This is a genomic window from Streptomyces sp. NPDC020780 (genome assembly GCF_044334475.1).
Taxonomy (GTDB): Bacteria; Actinomycetota; Actinomycetes; order Streptomycetales; family Streptomycetaceae; genus Streptomyces.
On record NZ_JBIRTB010000002.1, the window covers coordinates 634,191 to 651,094 of the forward strand.

Consider the following 16,904-nt stretch of genomic DNA (forward strand, 5'->3'; position numbering starts at 1 on the left):
TCTTCTGCATAACGAACGAGTCCCGCGCCGGGGAGGCACGGGACTCACGACGCGTACCGGCCGGTCAGGGTTTGACGGCGATGCGGCCCTCGTCCATGCGCAGCAGCAGCAGCCGCTCCCCGGTCTCCTCCAGGAACTCGTCCACCGCCTGGCGGGAGCCCTGCCAGTAGCCGTAGTCGTCGATGAGGAGGACCCCGCCGCTCACCAGGCGGGAGTACAGGTGCCGCAGTTCGTGCTTGGTCGAGGCGTACCAGTCGGTGTCCAGCCGGAGGATCGAGATCCGCTCCGGGGCGAGGTCCGGGACGGTGTCCTCGACCTTGCCCCGCACGTAGTGGACGCGGTCCTTCGGATAGGGCACCTGCGCGAAGCCGGCCTTGACGTCCTCCAGCGAGGCCACCGCCCAGATGGGCCGGTCCTTGCCCTGCGCGTCCAGGAGTTCCCGGGCGGGGCGGCCGTCGCGCCGCAGGTCCTCCGCGGTGGGCGGCGTCATGCCCTCGTACGTGTCGAAGAGGTACAGGTCGCGCCCGGTCTCGCCGAGCGAGAGCAGCGTCTTCGCGCAGGCCTGCATGGAACCCCCGCGCCACACACCGCATTCCACGATGTCACCGGGGATGTCGTGCCTGACGATATGCCGGGTCGCGAGGACGAAGGCGTTGAGCCGCTCCGGGGAGGTCATCGTGTACGGCTTGACCGCACGGATGATGTCCTTCGCCTCGTCGTCGTAGTCCGCGGGGAACTGCGGCTTCTTCGCCGCGACGGGCCGCTTCGCCGGGGCCGGTTCCGCGGCCGCGGGCTGCTTCACCGACGGAGTGGTCTGCTCGGTCCCCGCCGCCGGGGCGGTGCGGGGGGCGGGCACGGTCGCGCGCCTGAGCTGGTATCCGGTGAGTTGCTGTAGGACGCCGTTGACGGCGTTGCGCCAAGCCATGCCGCCGGACAGTACGCGCGCTTTGCGGCCCATGTCACCTTTCGTCAACCTGTGGTTGATGCGGCCGCGGGGCTCTCCGGCCGCCCGCACCGGTCCCGGCCGTCCAGCGGGCGGGGCAGTGGCACCCGGTCCACCCCGCCGACCCGGTTGGCCCACCAGACCGCCGTCTCCCGCACGGCGAGCATGGTCAGCCGGGGGTAGCGCAGCGGCTTGCGGAAGACACCGACGGAGTCGCCCCAGTAGGCGGCCTTCGCGTCGATGGACCGGTAGTCGTGCCAGATGCCCTTGGCCGGCGGGAAGTCCGTGTAGGCCTCGCGGAGTTCGAGGCGCGAGTGGGCGGCCATCGCGCGGAAGCCGTCGGGGTAGTAGCGCCAGCAGTCCTGCGCGTCGTGGACGTGACCGCGCGAGGGGGCGGTGATGAAGGCGTGACCACCGGGCCTCAGCACGCGGGCGATCTCCAGCATCGTCACCCAGAAGAAGGGAATGTGCTCGAACGCCTGACCGGACAGGACCACGTCGGCGGTGCCCGACCTGACGGGGATGCGGTAGGGCCGGGTCATCACCGCGTCCACGTTGGGCCCGTCGAGCACGTCGACCCCGACGTAGTCGATGTCGTGGTCCGCCAGCAGCCCCCTGTGGGTGCGGGTCTGCTTGCCCGAGATCCGTGAGCCGAGGTCCACGACGCGGTGCCTGCCGGACGTGGGCAGATACTCCCGGACACAGAGTTCCATCTGCTCGTAGGCGGACCGGTGCATGGCGTTCTCCCAACGTTGCCGTGTACGCGCGCTGTTGAGGACAACGACGGCGGGCCGCGCAGGGGACGCCCCGTACGGGTGATGCCGGGCGATCAGCCGGGCCCGACGGGGAAGACCCGGCGCACCACGCGTTCCGCCGCGTGCCCGTCGTCGTACGGGCAGAAGCGCCGGCGGAACGCGGCGCGCAGCTCGGCCGCCCCGGGTGAGCGCCAGGCCCCCGTCCGCAGCACGTCCCGCAGCCCGTCCTCCGTGGTGGCGACGGCCCCCGGGGTGTCGCCGGGGCGGCCGGAGAGGAGATCGACGTAGGTGCCGCGCGCGGCCCGGTAGGCCTCCCAGTCCGGCGCGTAGGTGATGATCGGGCGGTCCAGGCAGGCGTAGTCGAACATCAGGGACGAGTAGTCGGTGATCAACGCGTCGGCGGCGAGGCAGAGTTCCTCGGTCCTGGGGTACGCGGTGACGTCGATGACCCCGTCCCCCCCGAGCCGGCCTGCCGAGCGCCCGTAGAAGTAGTGGGCCCGCACCAGCACCACGTACTCCTCGCCCAGTTCGCGGCTGAGCCGTTCCAGGTCCAGCCGGGGGAGGAAGCCCCGGCGGTAGTCGCGGTGGGTCGGCGCGTACAGCAGGACGGTCCTGCCGGGCGCGATACCGAGTCCGGCCCGGATCTTCTCGGTCCGCTCCGGCGTCGCGGTGAAGAAGACGTCGTTGCGCGGGTAGCCGAACGGCAGGTGCTCGTACGAGGAGGGGTAGACGCGGTCCCAGACCTCGGTGGTGTGCGGGTTGGCGGAGAGGCTGAAGTCCCACTGGTCGGTGTGCGCCACGATCCGTTCGAAGCTCACCCCGTTGGTGAGGGCGGGGTACGGGTGCTGGTCCAGGCCCATGGTCTTGAGCGGGGTCCCGTGGTGGGTCTGCAGGTAGATCTGGCCGGGACGCTTGGTGAAGCCGCCGGGGAAGCTGGAGTTGTTGACGAGGTAGGTGGCGGTGGCCATGGTCCGCCAGTAGGCGCGCGACCCCTCGATCACGTACGGCACGCCGGGCGGCATCCGGTCGCGGTGGCGGGAGGAGACGACCCACACCCCCCGGATGTGCGGGACGAGTTCACGGGCCTTGTCGTAGACCGCCGCGGGGTTGCAGGCGACGCCGCGGTTCCAGTAGGCCCCGTAGACCGCGAGGCACGGGTCGAGCGGCCGGTGCAGGTCGGCTCGGTAGGCGGCCCTCATCACCCGGGCGCGCAGGGTCCTGCGGGCCGCGAGCAGCGCGGTCCCGGCCCGGGTGCGTTGTGCCCGGGCGGCCTCCTTCGCCCGGTACGCGGCGTACCGGCCCGGGAGTCCGGCCGCCCGGAAGAAGGCCGCGCGGTCGCCGGGGGCGATCCGGCCCGGGTCGTCGAGCACGGCCCGCAGGTGGGCGGTGCGCGCGGGCAGGACCCGCGGGTCGCCGCCGGTCCCGGCGGCCAGCCGCTCGTAGGCGCCGATCACGGCGAAGTGCCGGCGCCCGGGTTCGGTCGCGAAGGTGCCGGTGCGCCGCAGACGGTGGCGTACGCAGATCCGGTCCAGCGTGGCGAGGGTGCCGGCGTCGGAGGCGAGGAAGGCCGCGCGGTGGACGGGCACGACGTCGTCGTACGGGCCGTCCTCCTCGGCGAAGGCCAGATCGTGCGCGGTCCAGAAGGCGCGGCGGAACAGCTGGTTGCGGGCGGCGGGGAGGGCGTCCCCGGGTTCCGTACGCCCCCACCAGTCGAGGCGGTCGTGGCCGAGGCGGAGCACGTCGGGCGGCCCCGCGCACACCTGGGAGGGTGTCTCCGGCCGCTCCGGGTCCGGCCGCGGGGGGCCGCCGGGCCGCTCGGGGGCCGGACGCACGAGACTGCTCGGGCGCTCCGCGGCGGGGGGCGCGGCGGGCCGCTCCGGGGACAGCCGCGCGGTGATCTCCCGGGCCGCGCCCGGCAGCAGCAGGTCGTCGCCGTCGAGGAAGAGCAGGTACGCGCCACGCGCCTCGGCCACTCCGGCGTTGCGGGCCGCGGCCGGGCCGCGGGGGCTTCCCGCCGGCTCCCCGACCACCCGTACCCGGGGGTCACGGTCCGCGAACTCCCGCGCGATGGCCAGGCCCCCGTCGGGCGGGCCGGCGCCGACGGCGATCAGCTCCCAGCCCCCGTCGCACTGGCCGAGCAGGGATTCGACGGCCGCCCTCAGGTATCCCTGGACGCGGTGGACGGGCATGACGACACTGACGAGCATGGCAGCGGAGCGTAGTGCGCGACACACCCCTCCGTGTCGCACATTCATCCGTTCGGGTCAGCTCCGGTGACCCGGACGGCTCCCCCGGGTTGATCCGTCCATGAAGCCACTCCTCAGCGTCGTCGTCCCCGTGCACAACGTCGAGGAGTATCTGGAGGAATGCCTCGCCTCCCTGGCCGGCCAGTCCCTGGACGCCGTGGAGGTGGTCCTCGTCGACGACGGATCGACGGACGGCAGCGGCAGGATCGCGGAGGAGTTCGCGGCCCGCGACGACCGCTTCCGCTGCGTGCGCCAGGCCAACGCGGGACTGAGTGCCGCGCGCAACACGGGGGTCGCCCGCACCACACCCGGCGTGCCCTACCTGGCGTTCGCGGACAGCGACGACGTCGTCGTCCATGACGCCTACGAACGGATGGTCGCCTCCCTGGAGTCGACCGGCTCGGACCTGGTCACGGGCAACGTCTGGCGGCTCACCGGACAGGGCCGGCAACAGGCCTGGCAGTACCGCTGGCTGACGGCCGACCACCCTCGTACGCACATCACCCGCGACCCACGGCTACTGGCCGACCGGGTCGCCTGGAACAAGGTGTTCCGGCGCGCCTTCTGGGACCGGCACGCCTTCACCTTCCCGGTGGGCCGGCTCTACGAGGACACCCCCGTGATGATCCCCGCGCACTACCTCGCCACCGCGGTGGACGTGCTCCGCGACCACGTCTACCAGTGGCGCGTCAGGGAGGGCTCGATCACCCGGCGGCGCACGGACGTACGGGGTGTACGGGACCGCATCGCGGCCTGCGAGCAGGTCAGCGCCTTCCTGGCGGACCGCGACCCCGCGCAGCGACGGCTGTACGACACGTCCTGCCTGCGCGACGACTTCGTGTACTTCCTGGAGGGCCTGCCGATGGGCGGATCCTCCTACCGTGCGGCGTTCATGGCGGACGCGGGTGCCTTCCTCGACCGGGCGGGCAGTTCCGTCACGGCCGGGCTGCCGGCCGAGGCGCGTCTCAGGTGGCAGCTCGTACGCGAACGCAGGCTGGAGGAGCTGCTGGCCGTCCTCGCCTTCGAACGGGCCAACGGGACAGGCACGTTCGCGGTCCAGGGGCTCCCCGGCCGGCGGCGGGCGGCGCACCCCGCCGTCCCGGGCGGCCCGGGCAGCACCGGTGTACGGATCGGCCGGGGGGACCTGCCCGCCGTGGCGCGGCTGGTGGAGGCGTCCTGGGGCGAGGACGGGAAGCTGAGGTTGCGCGGATACGCGTACATCCGCAACCTCCCGGTACGGGCGGCCCGGCACTCGCTCACGGCGGGGCTGGTGCGGGAGGCGGGGGGCAGGCGGCTGCGGCCCGTGCCCGTACGCACGGTCCTGATGCCGGCGGCGACCGCCGACTCGGGCCAGGAACTGCACTGTTACGACCATGCGGGCTTCGAGATGGTCCTGGATCCGGACCGGCTCGGCCCGGGCACCTGGCAGGTGGGCGTGGTGGTGGCCGGGCGCGGTGCCGTCCGGCGGGCGGCCCTGCGCGCGGTGGAGGCCGCCGCCGCCCAGCCGCTGGTGCGCGACCTGGACGGCGGACGGCGGGCGGTGCTCGGTTACCGGGACGGCCGGCTCGAGCTGACCGTGGAACAACTTCCGGCCCTGGCCGACGGCCACCACGCGGGGCCGGACGGCACCCTGGAACTGACCGGCCGGCTGTACGCCGGCGCCCGGCCCACGGCCCTGGTCCTGACCCGCGCCGGATCGGCGGAGCACAGCTGTCCGGTGCGGCGCGGGGATCCTGCGGGGCACGCGGGGCACGGGGGGCACGCTGGGGAGGGGGACGGAGATCCGCACCAGGGCGACGACCCGCAGGAGGCCGGCGACCTGCGGGGGGACGGCGACCCGCACGGAGACAGCGACCCGCAAGGGGACGGCGAGCGGTTCACCGTAAGGATTCCGCTCGCGGATCTCGCGGCGGACCTGGGCGCCGCACCTGGCGGGGCTGGTGGGGCTGGTGGGGCCGGAGAAACCCGGAAGACCGGAGAAGCCACGGAGACCGGAGAAGCCAGGGAAGCCCGGGAGACCCAAGAGGCCCGTGAGATCGAGGGGGCCGGAGAAGCCGAGGAGACCCAGGAGGCCAGGGCGGCCGGAGAAGCCCGGGGAACCGGCCCCCGGCCCGGGACGCGGTGGCGGGTCCGGCTCCTGACCGGAGGTGCCCGTGTCCCGCTCGCCGCCACCCCGGACCTGCCGCCACCGGCCCTGGCGGACACCTCGGGCAGGCTGGTGCTGGAGATGGCGGGCCCTCCGTGCGCGGACCGGGCCGAACCGGGGGCGGAGGGCGGGCCGCGCATCGGGGGAACGCTCGGACAAGACCACCCGGGCACCGGCGACGGCCCGCCCGGCGCCCTGGTCCTGCGCCACAGCGCCTTGGGCGAGACCGTGAGCCTCCCCGTGGAGCGGCAGGAGGGCCGGTTCTCCGCGACCCTCGTCCCCCCGCCCCGCGCGGGCGAGTGGGAGGTACTCCTGGACGGCCTGCCCGTGCGGGTGACGGCCGCCCTCGCCGCGCGGCTGCCGGTCCGCCCCGCCGGCGCCGCGTTCCGCGTCGACCGGCGGCACGGCGACCGGCTGACCGTGCACGGTGAGCCGGTGCTCGGCGCGGCCGAGCGGGGCGCGTACCGGCAGGGTCTGCTGCGTACGGCGCACCACCCGGCGCAGCGCCGGCTCCCGCTCCGTGACGCCGTCCTGTACACGGGTCTGCACCCCGGCCTCACCGCCGGAGGGGGCTCGCGCGCCGTCCACGCCGAGCTCGTGCGCCGGAGCGCCGACGTCGAGCACCTCTGGGTCACCGACGGCTCGGCGGGCGCGGCCGCCCAGGTGCCCCCGACCGCCGTCCCCGTGGTGGCGCACAGCACCGCTTGGTACGAGGCCCTGGCACGGGCCCGCCGCATCGTCGCCGCCGGCATGCTGCCCACGTGGTTCGAACGGCGCCCCGGCCAGACCGTCGTGCAGACCTGGCACGGCTCACCGCTCGGCCGCTTCGGGCTGGACCTCGCCGACTCCCTGTACGCCGACCACCAGGACCTCGCCTCGCTGGCGCACCGCTCGGCGCAGTGGTCGGTCCTGGTCTCCCCCAGCGGCTTCGCCACCCCTCATCTGCGCCGTGCCCTGGCCTACCGCGGCGAGGTGCTGGAGGCAGGCTCCCCCGCCGCCGACCTGCTCCTCGCGCCGGGCCGGGACAAGGCGGCCGAGCGGGTGCGCCAGCGGCTGGGCGTCCCGGACGAGCACCGGGTGGTGCTGTACGCCCCGACGTACCGCGACCACCTGGCGCACGCGCCGGGCAGCGTGCCGGCGGGCTCGCCCCCGCTGTACCGCTGGGATCCCGCGCTCGACCTGGCCGCGCTGGCGCGCTCGCTCGACGGCCGCACCACCGTGCTGGTCCGCCGGCACCCGCAGGTGACGGGCAGCGTGCCGCCGGTACCGGGCCTGCGCGACATGTCGGCGCACCCGGACACCACCGAGCTGCTGCTGATCGCCGACGTGCTCGTCACCGACTATTCCGGCCTGGTCTTCGACTTCGCCCTCACCGGCCGGCCGATGCTCTTCCACACCTACGACCTGGAGCACTACCGCGACACCGTGCGCGGCTTCTGCCTCGACTTCGAGGCCCGGGCCCCGGGGCCGCTGCTCGCCACCACGGACGAGGTCGTACGAGCCCTGCGGTCACCCGGGACGTGGGCGGACGCCCACCCGGACGCGCACGAGGGCTTCCGGAGGGAGTTCTGCGACCTCGACGACGGCGGTGCGGCGCGGCGCGTCGCGGACCGGCTCCTCGCCGACCGCCCCTGAGGCAGCGCCCGTGGACGCCCGGGAGGCCGGCGGCCGCCCGGCACCCGGCCGGTTCTCAGCCCTTGAGCGCCCGGACCGCCGAGGCGGCCAGGTCGTCCAGGTAGCCCTGAGGAAGGTCGCCGCGCACCACCACGAGGCGCCAGTAGAGCGGCCCGACGATCAGGTCCAGCGCCCGGTCCGGATCGCTGCCCTCGGGCAGTTCGCCCCGGGCCACCGCCGCCCGTACGACCACGGCGGCCATCCCCTGCTGCGGGTCCAGCAGAGCGGCCTTGATGGCGCCGGAGATCTCCGGGTTGCGGGCCGCCTCGACCAGCAGGTCGGGGATCACCTGGGAGGCGACGGGGTGGCGCAGGGCGTACGCGGCCAGTTCGAGGACCGCGCGCACGTCTCCGTACAGCGAACCGGTCGCCGGCGCCGGCATGCCCTGGGACGCCATGGCCGCGACCAGGTCGAGGACGAGGTGGAGCTTGGACTTCCAGCGGCGGTAGACCGCCGTCTTGCCGACGCCCGCGCGCCGGGCGATGCCCTCGATCGACATCCGCGCGAAACCGACCGCGGCCAGCTCCTCGAACACGGCAGCGCGGATGGCGTCGGTCACGTCCTCGCGCAGCACGGCGGCTCCCGCGGGGGTTCGGCGCCCGGTTCGTCGTTCGCTGGTCATCTCCGAATGATAGACCGTGACGACGAAACGGTTGCGTTGCGACGCATGACGTTTTACTGTCGCCGTTGCGACGATACGGTGCCGTCCCATCCGCCCGTACTCGTCCGCACCGTTCGCCCTGCTCTTCCCCCCGTCGAAAGCGATCACGGTGAGCCAGACAGCAGCACCGCCGGCCCCGGTGGACCCCGACTCCCCTGCCCTCCTCCCGGTGTACGAACCCGGCGAGCTGGCCGCACTCGCCGCCCGGCACGGCCTGACCGTCAGCGGGGCCCGGCCCTCGCTCACCCAGTACGTACGGCAGCTGTGGGGCCGCCGGCACTTCATCACCGCGTTCGCCACCGCCAAGCTGACCGCCCAGTACAGCCAGGCGAAGCTCGGCCAGATCTGGCAGATCATGACCCCGCTGCTCAACGCGACGGTCTACTACTTCATCTTCGGCGTCCTGATGAACACCAAGCACGGGGTCCCCGACTACGTGCCCTTCCTCGTCACCGGCGTCTTCATCTGGACCTTCACCGCCAGCTCCATCACGGCCGGCACCCGGGCCATCAGCGGCAACACCGGACTCGTCCGCGCCCTGCACTTCCCCCGCGCGTCCCTGCCGATCGCCCTGGCCCTGCAGCAGCTCCAGCAGCTGATGTTCTCGCTAGGCGCGCTCTTCCTGATCCTGCTCGCCTTCGGCCAGTACCCTCAGCCGTCCTGGCTGCTCGCGATCCCCGCCCTCACCCTGCAGGCCCTGTTCAACACCGGGGTGTCCATGGTCGTGGCGCGGCTGGCCGCCAGGACCCCCGACATCGCCCAGCTGATGCCCTTCGTCCTGCGTACGTGGATGTACGCGTCGGGCGTGATGTGGAGCCTCGACAACCTGCTCACGGGGGACAGGGTTCCGCGCCTGGTCCTGCTGGCGCTGGAGTGCAACCCGGCCGCGGTCTACATCGACCTGATGCGCTACGCGCTGATCGACAGCTTCACCCGCGATCAGATGCCCCCGCACGTATGGGCCGTCGCGGCGGGCTGGGCGCTCGTCTGCGGGATCGGCGGTTTCGTGTACTTCTGGAAGGCCGAGGAGCGTTACGGACGTGGCTGAGACCCCTGACACCCGCGTACCCACCGTCGTCGTCGACGACGTCCACATCACCTACACGGTCAACGGCGCCCGCACCGGCAGGGGCAGCGCGACCTCCGCCCTGAACCGGATCGTCTCGCGCCGGCAGCCGCGCGGCGCCCGCAAGGTGCACGCCGTCAAGGGAGTCAGCTTCGCCGCGTACAAGGGCGAGGCCATCGGACTGATCGGCTCCAACGGATCCGGGAAGTCCACGCTCCTCAAGGCCGTCGCCGGGCTGCTCCCCCCGTCGCAGGGCCGGATCCACACCCAGGGCCAGCCCTCGCTCCTGGGCGTGAACGCCGCGCTGATGAGCGACCTGACCGGGGAACGCAACGTCGTCCTCGGCGGCCTGGCCATGGGCATGACGCGCGAGCAGATCCGCGAGCGCTACCAGGACATCGTCGACTTCTCCGGCATCAACGAGAAGGGCGACTTCATCACGCTCCCGATGCGCACGTACTCCTCGGGCATGGGAGCCCGGCTCCGCTTCTCCATCGCGGCCGCCAAGAGCCACGACGTGCTGCTCATCGACGAGGCCCTGTCCACCGGCGACGCGAAGTTCCAGCGGCGCAGCAAGGACCGGATCATGGAGCTCCGCAAGGAGGCCGGAACGGTCTTCCTGGTCAGCCACAGCAACAGGTCGATCACTGAGACCTGCGACCGGGCGCTCTGGCTGGAGGCGGGCACCCTGCGGATGGACGGCCCGGCCGACGTGGTCGTGGCGGCGTACGAGGAGTTCACCGCACCCGCGAAGGCCCGCACGTAGCACGACGACCCGGCACATGACGAGACCGCCGGACGGGCCCCATCGGCCCGTCCGGCGGTCTCGTCCGTGAGCGGCCGGCAGGCCGCCCCGGATCACGCGTGGGTACGCAGCAGCGTCCGCATCGTCCTCATCGCCACCGACAGGTTGGCCAGGTCGAAGGCGTCCGAGCTCTGGATCTCCTCCAGGGTGGACCGCGACCGCGCCAGGATCGGTGCGTTCTTCTCCTCCCAGGCGGCGAACCGCTCCTCGGGCGCCGACGTCCCGTTGCCGACGGCGAGGACGTCCGAGGTCAGCGCGGCGTGCGCCGCGTACAGGTCCTCGCGGATGGAGGCGCGGGCCATGGACTGCCAGCGGTCGGCCCGCGGCAGCTCGATGATCCGGTCCATCAGCTGGGCGATCCCCAGCCGGTCCCCGAGGTCGTAGTAGACCTCGGCGACGGCCAGCGGGTCCTTGCCCGTACGGTCCGCGATGGCCACGATGTCCAGCGCCGGGAAGGCCGAGGAGAACCCGGCGACCCGCACCGCGAGCTCCTCGGGGACCCCGACCGAGGTGAGCTCGCCGAGGATCGACCGGTACCACTCGAGGTCGGCACCCCTGAGCAGCCGGGGCAGCTCGCCCCAGACCTTCTCGACCCCCTCGCGGAAGAAGTCGACGGTCTCCGCGATCTCGACCGGCTGCGGCCTGTTGCCCAGCAGCCACCGCGAGCCGCGCTCCACCAGCCTGCGCGAGTGCAGCCGGATCCGGGTCTGCACGTCGGCAGCCACCTGGTTGTCGAGCGCCTCCACCGCGTCCCACACCGCGGAGAGCCCGAAGATCTCCCGGGCGGCGTACTGCGCCCGCACGATCTCCTCGAGCGACGCGCCCGTCTCCTCCCGCAGCCGGTGCAGGAACGTCGAACCGCCACTGTTGACCGTGTCGTTGACCAGCACGGTCGTGATGATCTCGCGGCGCAGCGCGTGTCCGTCGACCGCTTCGGGGAACGCCGCGCTCAGCTGCTCCGGGAAGTAGGCGTGCACCAGCTTCTGCAGGTGCGGGTCGTCCGGCAGGCTGGTGGAGATCAGCTCGTCGGCCGTCGTGATCTTGGTGTAGGCGATCAGTACGGCCAGTTCGGGCTGGCTGAGGCCCTTGCCGTGGTTGAGCAGCTCCCGGATCTGCCGGTCGTTGGGCAGGAACTCCAGGGCCCGGTCCAGGTGGCCGTCGCGGCCGAGCCTGCGCATGAACCGCTGGTGGGCGTGGAGGAGCGACGGCGCCTGGGCGCAGGCGTTGGCGAGCGCCACGTTCTGCGCGTAGTTGTTGCGCAGCACGAGTCGTCCGACCTCGTCGGTCATCTCCGCGAGGACCTTGTTGCGCTGTTTGACGGTCATGTCACCGTCGCGGACCAGCCCGTTGAGCAGGATCTTGATGTTCACCTCGTGGTCGGAGGTGTCCACGCCGGCGCTGTTGTCGATGGCGTCGGTGTTGATCCGGCCGCCGGACCGGGCGAACTCGATGCGGCCGAGCTGCGTGGCCCCGAGGTTCCCGCCCTCGCCGACGACCCGGGCCCGCAGGTCCTCGCCGTTGACCCGGATCGCGTCGTTGGCCTTGTCGCCGACATCGGCGTTCGACTCGGCGGACGACTTGATGTACGTGCCGATGCCGCCGTTCCACAGGAGGTCGACCGACGCCTTGAGGATGTTCTGCATCAGCTCGGCGGGGGTCATCTTCGTGACCTTGGAGTCGATGCCGAGCGCCTCACGCATGTGGGCGTTGACCGGGATCGACTTGGCGGAGCGGGGGTGGACGCCACCGCCCGGGGAGAGCAGCTTCGGGTCGTAGTCCGCCCAGGAGCTGCGCGGCAGTTCGAAGAGCCGGCGCCGCTCCGCGTACGACGTGGCGGCGTCCGGGTCCGGGTCGATGAAGATGTGCCGGTGGTCGAAGGCCGCGACCAGCCGGATGTGCTCGGAGAGCAGCATGCCGTTGCCGAACACGTCACCGGACATGTCGCCGACACCGACGACGGTGAAGTCCTCGGTCTGGGTGTCACGCCCCAGCTCCCGGAAGTGCCTCTTGACGGACTCCCAGGCGCCGCGGGCGGTGATGCCCATGCCCTTGTGGTCGTATCCGGCGGAACCGCCGGAGGCGAAGGCGTCGCCGAGCCAGAACCCGTACGACTCGGCGACCTCGTTGGCGATGTCGGAGAAGCTCGCGGTGCCCTTGTCCGCCGCGACGACGAGGTAGGTGTCGTCCTCGTCGTGGCGGACGACGTCGGCCGGCGGCACGACCTCGCCCGTCACCATGTTGTCGGTGATGTCGAGCAGCGCCGAGATGAACGTCCGGTAGGACGCGATGCCCTCGGCCATCCAGGCGTCACGGTCGACGGCCGGGTCCGGGAGCTGCTTGGCGACGAAGCCGCCCTTGGCGCCGACGGGCACGATCACGGTGTTCTTGACCATCTGCGCCTTGACCAGGCCGAGGATCTCCGTACGGAAGTCCTCCCGCCGGTCCGACCAGCGCAGACCACCGCGGGCGACCTTGCCGAAGCGCAGGTGGACGCCCTCCACCCGCGGGGAGTAGACCCAGATCTCGTACGCCGGACGGGGCGCGGGCAGGTCCGGGATGGCCTGCGGGTCGAACTTCATCGAGACGTAGGCGTGCGGGGTGCCGTCCGGGTCCGCGCTCTGGAAGAAGTTGGTCCGCAGCGTGGCCTTGATGACGGTGAGGAAGGACCGCAGGATCCGGTCCTCGTCGAGGGAGGCGACCTGGTCCAGGGCGCCGTCCAGCTCCTCGAGCAGCCCGTCGGTCAGCTCCGTGCCGGCCTTCTGACGGCTCGGGGACATCCGGGCCTCGAACAGGGAGACCAGCAGCCGGGTGGTGTGGACGTTGTTGCGGAGGGTGTCCTCCATGTAGTCCTGGCTGAACGTCGAACCGGCCTGCCGCAGGTACTTCGCGTAGGCGCGCAGCACCATCGCCTGACGCCAGTCCAGCCCCGCGCCGAGCACGAGGGCGTTGAAGCCGTCGTTCTCCGCCCGGCCGGTCCAGACGGCGGCGAAGGCCTCCTGGAAACGCTCCCTGGCGTCGTCGGCGAGGTAGTCGCCGCTGCCGGCGACCGTCGGCATGCGCAGCCCGAAGTCGTAGATCCAGGCGTGCGTACGGTCGGCGCAGCGCAGCTCGTACGGGCGTTCGTCGACGACCTCGACGCCGAGCCGCTGGAGTGCGGGCAGGACCGCGGAGAGGGAGACCTGCTCACCGGTCCGGTAGATCTTGAAGCGGCGCTCTCCGGGACCGGCGTCGACGGGCTCGTACAGGCTGAGCGAGAAGTCCTTGCTGTCGCTCGTGAGCGCTTCGAGGTGGACCAGGTCGGCCACGGCGGCACGCGGTGAGTGATCGGCCTTGTACCCCTCGGGGAACGAGTGGCCGTAGCGGCGCATCAGCTCGGCGGCCCGCTCCTCGCCCAGCTCGGCGTTGAGTGCCTCCTGGAAGCCGTCGGACCAGGAACGGGCGGCCTCGACGAGACGCGCCTCGATGCGGTCGGCGTCGGCGTCGGTGAGGTGCCGCAGCTCGGTGCCCGGGGCGACCCGGACGACGAAGTGCAGCCGCGAGAGGATCGACTCCGTGTTCCAGGCGGTGAAGTCGACGTTGGTGCCGCCCAGTTCGTCCTTGAGGATGTCGATCAGGCGGAGCCGCACACCGGTGGTGTAGCGGTCGCGCGGCAGGTACACGAGGGCGGAGTAGTAACGGCCGTACTCGTCCTGGCGCAGGTACAGCCGCAGCCGGCGGCGCTCCTGGAGGTACAGCACGGAGGTCACGATGGACCGCAGCTGGTCGACGGGCGTCTGGAAGAGCTCGTCGCGCGGGTACGTCTCCAGGATCTGCAGCAGGTCGCGGCCGTCGTGGCTGTGGGGCGTGAAGCCCGCGCCTTCCAGCACCTCGGCGACCTTGCGCCGCACCACGGGCACCCGGCGTACGGACTCGGTGTAGGCCGCGGAGGAGAAGAGCCCGAGGAAGCGCCGCTCACCGATGACGTTGCCGTCGGCGTCGAACTTCTTCACGCCGACGTAGTCGAGGTAGCTGGGGCGGTGCACGGTGGCCCGGCTGTTCGCCTTCGTCAGGACGAGCAGCTTGTGCTCACGGGCCTTCGCGCGGGCGTCGGCGGGCAGCCGCCCGAAGGACGGGCTCACCGGGTGCGCCTCGTCCTCGCTGTGCTGCGGGTCGGAGCGCAGGATGCCGAGGCCGGTGCCGGGGATGGCCGTCAGCGCGTCGGACTCCCGGAGCTCGTACTCCCGGTAGCCGAGGAAGGTGAAGTGGTCGGCGGCGAGCCAGCGCAGCAGCTCGCGGGCCTCCTCCACCTCGTCGTCCCCGAGGTCGTCCAGCGGCTCGGCGGGAAGGTCGTCGGCGATCCGCAGTGCGGCCTCGCGCATCTTCTCCCAGTCCTCGACGGTCTCCCGTACGTCGGACAGGACGCGCAGCAGATCGGCGGTGATCTGCTTGAGGTCGGCGCGGTCGGTCTCCCGGTCGATCTCGACGTGGATCCACGACTCGACGAGCGCGTCGTGCGGCAGCTCGGCCCTGGACTCCTCGCTGCCCTTGCCCCGCTTGACGCCGTTGCCCCCGGGCCGGTCGTCGGCGAGTACCTCGATCAGCTTGCCGGTGACGTCGCGGCGGACGACGACCTGCGGGTGGATCACCAGATGGATGCCGCGGCCCTGCCTGGACAGCTCGTTGGTGACCGAGTCGACCAGGAACGGCATGTCGTCGGTGACCACCTCGACGACGGAGTGGCTGGAGGTCCAGCCGTTCTCCTCGACGGTCGGGGTGTGGACCCGGACGTTCGCGGTGCCCTGCGGGCGGTTCTCGGCGAGACGGAAATGGGAGGAGGCCGCACCGAAGACGTCGACCGGGTCGCGGTCGGCGACGTCCTCGGGAGCGGTGTGCAGGTAGTAGCGCTGGAGATAGGCGAGCAGCGTGTCGTGGCCCGGCCGCTCGTCCCGGTCCGCCCCTGTGCCCGCCTCGGCGGTGAGCACCCGGGGGGTACCTCCCGGGCCACCGACACCACCGCCCGGACTGTTGTCAGCTACCCGGGCCGCCCGTTCGAGCAGCTCGGCCTTGGCTTCGTCCAGCTTGGTCTGCATGTCCTCTGGCTCCTGTCGCGCGCCGTTGCGTGACGTAGGTGAAAAAGACGACGTACCGCCACGACACGGGGTTTCCGGTCTCGGTCGACGCTATGCCGCCGTGGGAGATGCCCGGGACCATATTGACCATTTTTGGCAGACGGCCCGGGGTGCGGAGATCGCGGATCGCCCGGGTGCGGTGGCACTCCGGGCGCAGGCCGGGGGCTTCGCTGCCCCCGAGGCGTATCGCGCTGATCACGGGACCAGGCTATCTCTCCCGTACCCACAACCGTCATGAGCCGCATATGTACAAAAGATGACCCAGAACTTTGACACTCTGGACATCGCGCAGGACCGTTTCGGCGCGTATCGGGCGCATGGAATCCGGCTCCCAGCCGTCGGCACCAGGTCGGCACGTCGACCGGGGGCGCCGACCTCGGCTTCGCCGAGTTCACCGGGTGCCTGGGCCGGGTGTACGCCGGGCACGTCGGTCAGGCGTACGCCGGGTGCCTCGGCCAGGCGTACGTACGTCCGGCACCTCGGCCGTGTGCAGGAACGCCGGCCATGCGTGCACCCAGCGCCTCGACCGCGTGGTCACCGGGCACGTCGGCCAGGCGTTCGCCGGGTACCTCGGCCGCGTGGTCACCGCGCACGTCGGCCAGGCGTACGCCGGGTGCGTTCGCCGTACGCCGTACGCCGCCGACTCGCCACCAGCTGAGCGCGCCGTCGCCCCGGCCGACAGCCTGCGGACGGGATCGGCGAGGCACTCGGCGATCCGGCAGGCCGCCGGGCCGCCGCCGGGCCGCCGCCAGCCCTCCTCCGTCGTGCGGCCGTCAGGCCGCCATCCGCTCCGCCAGCGCGACGGCCTCGGCGAGGGTGTCCACCACGGGGACCCCCGCCGCCTCCAGGCTGGCGCGGCTGTGGGAACCGCCGGTGTAGAGCACGGCACGCGCCCCGACGTGCGCCGCCGCCACGGCGTCGTCCACCGCGTCCCCGATGACGACCGCATGCTCGGGGGCGGTCCGGGCCGCCCCCTCCAGTCCCGCCAGCACCTCGAAGTGGCGCTCCATGTGCTGCGCCTTGCTGCCGCCGGAGGGACCCGTCCGCCCGTCGACGCGTACGAAGTGGCGCTCGATGCCGTACCCCCGGACCACGGGGACCAGGTGCTCGTGGCCGTACATGCTGAGCAGCGACTGACTGCGGCCGGCACGGGACCACCGCGCCAGCAGTTCCTCGACCCCCGCAGTCAGGGCACAGGCGGTCCGCCGCTCGGTGTAGTGGCGGTGGAAGACGCCGTCCATCCGCTCCCACTCGGCGGGTGTGGGCGCCCTTCCGAGCAGCCGTTCGTAGAACCTCGGTATCGGGACGCAGTACATCTCGCGGTACTGCTCCAGCGTGATCGGCGCCAGGCCGACCTCCGCGAAGGCGGCGTTCGTCGCGCCGAGGACCGCGTGGACGTCGTCCAGCAGGGTGCCGTTCCAGTCCCAGACCAGATGGGTGCGCTGCTTCCCGGGTGTCGCCATACAGAGAAAATACCCGCCGGGTACGACAGTCCCCCAC

At 72.3% G+C, this 16,904-nt stretch carries 10 protein-coding genes; 3 read left to right on the forward strand and 7 right to left on the reverse strand.

Annotated features, from left to right (window positions below; genetic code table 11):
* Window positions 1-64: 64 nt before the first annotated feature.
* The 3 genes from ACH4VO_RS06120 to ACH4VO_RS06130 all read right to left on the reverse strand — a co-directional run bounded on the left by ACH4VO_RS06120 (window position 65) and on the right by ACH4VO_RS06130 (window position 3,905).
* The gene (locus ACH4VO_RS06120) at window positions 65-958 is read right to left on the reverse strand and encodes a TylF/MycF/NovP-related O-methyltransferase (protein ID WP_360995759.1); all 894 of its coding nucleotides are present in this window, start codon (window positions 956-958) and stop codon (window positions 65-67) included.
* A gap of 11 nt (window positions 959-969) precedes the next feature.
* Complete coding sequence (locus ACH4VO_RS06125; RefSeq protein ID WP_360995762.1) at window positions 970-1,680, reverse strand: class I SAM-dependent methyltransferase; 711 nt, start codon at window positions 1,678-1,680, stop codon at window positions 970-972.
* Window positions 1,681-1,772: 92 nt separating this feature from the next.
* The gene (locus ACH4VO_RS06130; protein ID WP_360995765.1) at window positions 1,773-3,905 is read right to left on the reverse strand and encodes a bifunctional glycosyltransferase family 2 protein/CDP-glycerol:glycerophosphate glycerophosphotransferase; all 2,133 of its coding nucleotides are present in this window, start codon (window positions 3,903-3,905) and stop codon (window positions 1,773-1,775) included.
* A 100-nt stretch (window positions 3,906-4,005) separates the two neighbouring features.
* Between ACH4VO_RS06130 and ACH4VO_RS06135 the strand changes: the two genes are divergently transcribed.
* Window positions 4,006-7,725 (forward strand): CDP-glycerol glycerophosphotransferase family protein, encoded by a 3,720-nt coding sequence (locus ACH4VO_RS06135; protein WP_360995767.1) that lies wholly within the window; start codon window positions 4,006-4,008, stop codon window positions 7,723-7,725.
* A 55-nt stretch (window positions 7,726-7,780) separates the two neighbouring features.
* On the opposite strand, the gene ACH4VO_RS06140 is transcribed toward ACH4VO_RS06135, so the two are convergent.
* Window positions 7,781-8,386, reverse strand: a complete 606-nt coding sequence (locus ACH4VO_RS06140) for a TetR/AcrR family transcriptional regulator (RefSeq protein WP_360995769.1) — start codon at window positions 8,384-8,386, stop codon at window positions 7,781-7,783.
* A gap of 148 nt (window positions 8,387-8,534) precedes the next feature.
* On the opposite strand from ACH4VO_RS06140, the gene ACH4VO_RS06145 reads away from it, so the two are divergent.
* Together ACH4VO_RS06145 and ACH4VO_RS06150 are read left to right on the forward strand one after the other, a co-directional pair.
* Window positions 8,535-9,473, forward strand: a complete 939-nt coding sequence (locus ACH4VO_RS06145; protein ID WP_360995772.1) for an ABC transporter permease — start codon at window positions 8,535-8,537, stop codon at window positions 9,471-9,473.
* A complete protein-coding gene (locus ACH4VO_RS06150) occupies window positions 9,466-10,257 on the forward strand; it encodes an ABC transporter ATP-binding protein (protein ID WP_360995775.1) in 792 nt (263 codons plus the stop codon). Before ACH4VO_RS06145 ends, ACH4VO_RS06150 begins: the two co-directional genes overlap by 8 nt.
* A 92-nt stretch (window positions 10,258-10,349) precedes the next feature.
* Here ACH4VO_RS06150 and ACH4VO_RS06155 read toward each other — a convergent pair whose 3' ends face one another.
* The 3 genes from ACH4VO_RS06155 to ACH4VO_RS06165 all read right to left on the reverse strand — a co-directional run bounded on the left by ACH4VO_RS06155 (window position 10,350) and on the right by ACH4VO_RS06165 (window position 16,867).
* Window positions 10,350-15,365 carry an NAD-glutamate dehydrogenase gene (locus ACH4VO_RS06155; RefSeq protein WP_360995778.1) on the reverse strand — a complete coding sequence of 1,672 codons (5,016 nt, stop codon included), beginning with the start codon at window positions 15,363-15,365 and terminating at the stop codon, window positions 10,350-10,352.
* Between the two features lie 470 nt (window positions 15,366-15,835).
* Entirely contained in the window at window positions 15,836-16,111 is a 276-nt protein-coding gene (locus ACH4VO_RS06160) for a hypothetical protein (protein ID WP_360995781.1), read from the reverse strand.
* Between the two features lie 66 nt (window positions 16,112-16,177).
* A complete protein-coding gene (locus ACH4VO_RS06165) occupies window positions 16,178-16,867 on the reverse strand; it encodes an HAD family hydrolase (protein ID WP_360995783.1) in 690 nt (229 codons plus the stop codon).
* Window positions 16,868-16,904: the final 37 nt, after the last annotated feature.

Bases quoted from the DNA above. Each gene is read 5' to 3' on its own strand.
- ACH4VO_RS06135 (WP_360995767.1), top strand. From the start codon at position 4,006: ATGAAGCCACTCCTCAGCGTCGTCGTCCCCGTGCACAACGTCGAGGAG.
- ACH4VO_RS06125 (WP_360995762.1), bottom strand. From the start codon at position 1,680: ATGCACCGGTCCGCCTACGAGCAGATGGAACTCTGTGTCCGGGAGTAT.
- ACH4VO_RS06155 (WP_360995778.1), bottom strand. From the start codon at position 15,365: ATGCAGACCAAGCTGGACGAAGCCAAGGCCGAGCTGCTCGAACGGGCG.
- ACH4VO_RS06120 (WP_360995759.1), bottom strand. From the start codon at position 958: ATGGGCCGCAAAGCGCGCGTACTGTCCGGCGGCATGGCTTGGCGCAAC.
- ACH4VO_RS06165 (WP_360995783.1), bottom strand. From the start codon at position 16,867: ATGGCGACACCCGGGAAGCAGCGCACCCATCTGGTCTGGGACTGGAAC.
- ACH4VO_RS06140 (WP_360995769.1), bottom strand. From the start codon at position 8,386: ATGACCAGCGAACGACGAACCGGGCGCCGAACCCCCGCGGGAGCCGCC.
- ACH4VO_RS06130 (WP_360995765.1), bottom strand. From the start codon at position 3,905: ATGCTCGTCAGTGTCGTCATGCCCGTCCACCGCGTCCAGGGATACCTG.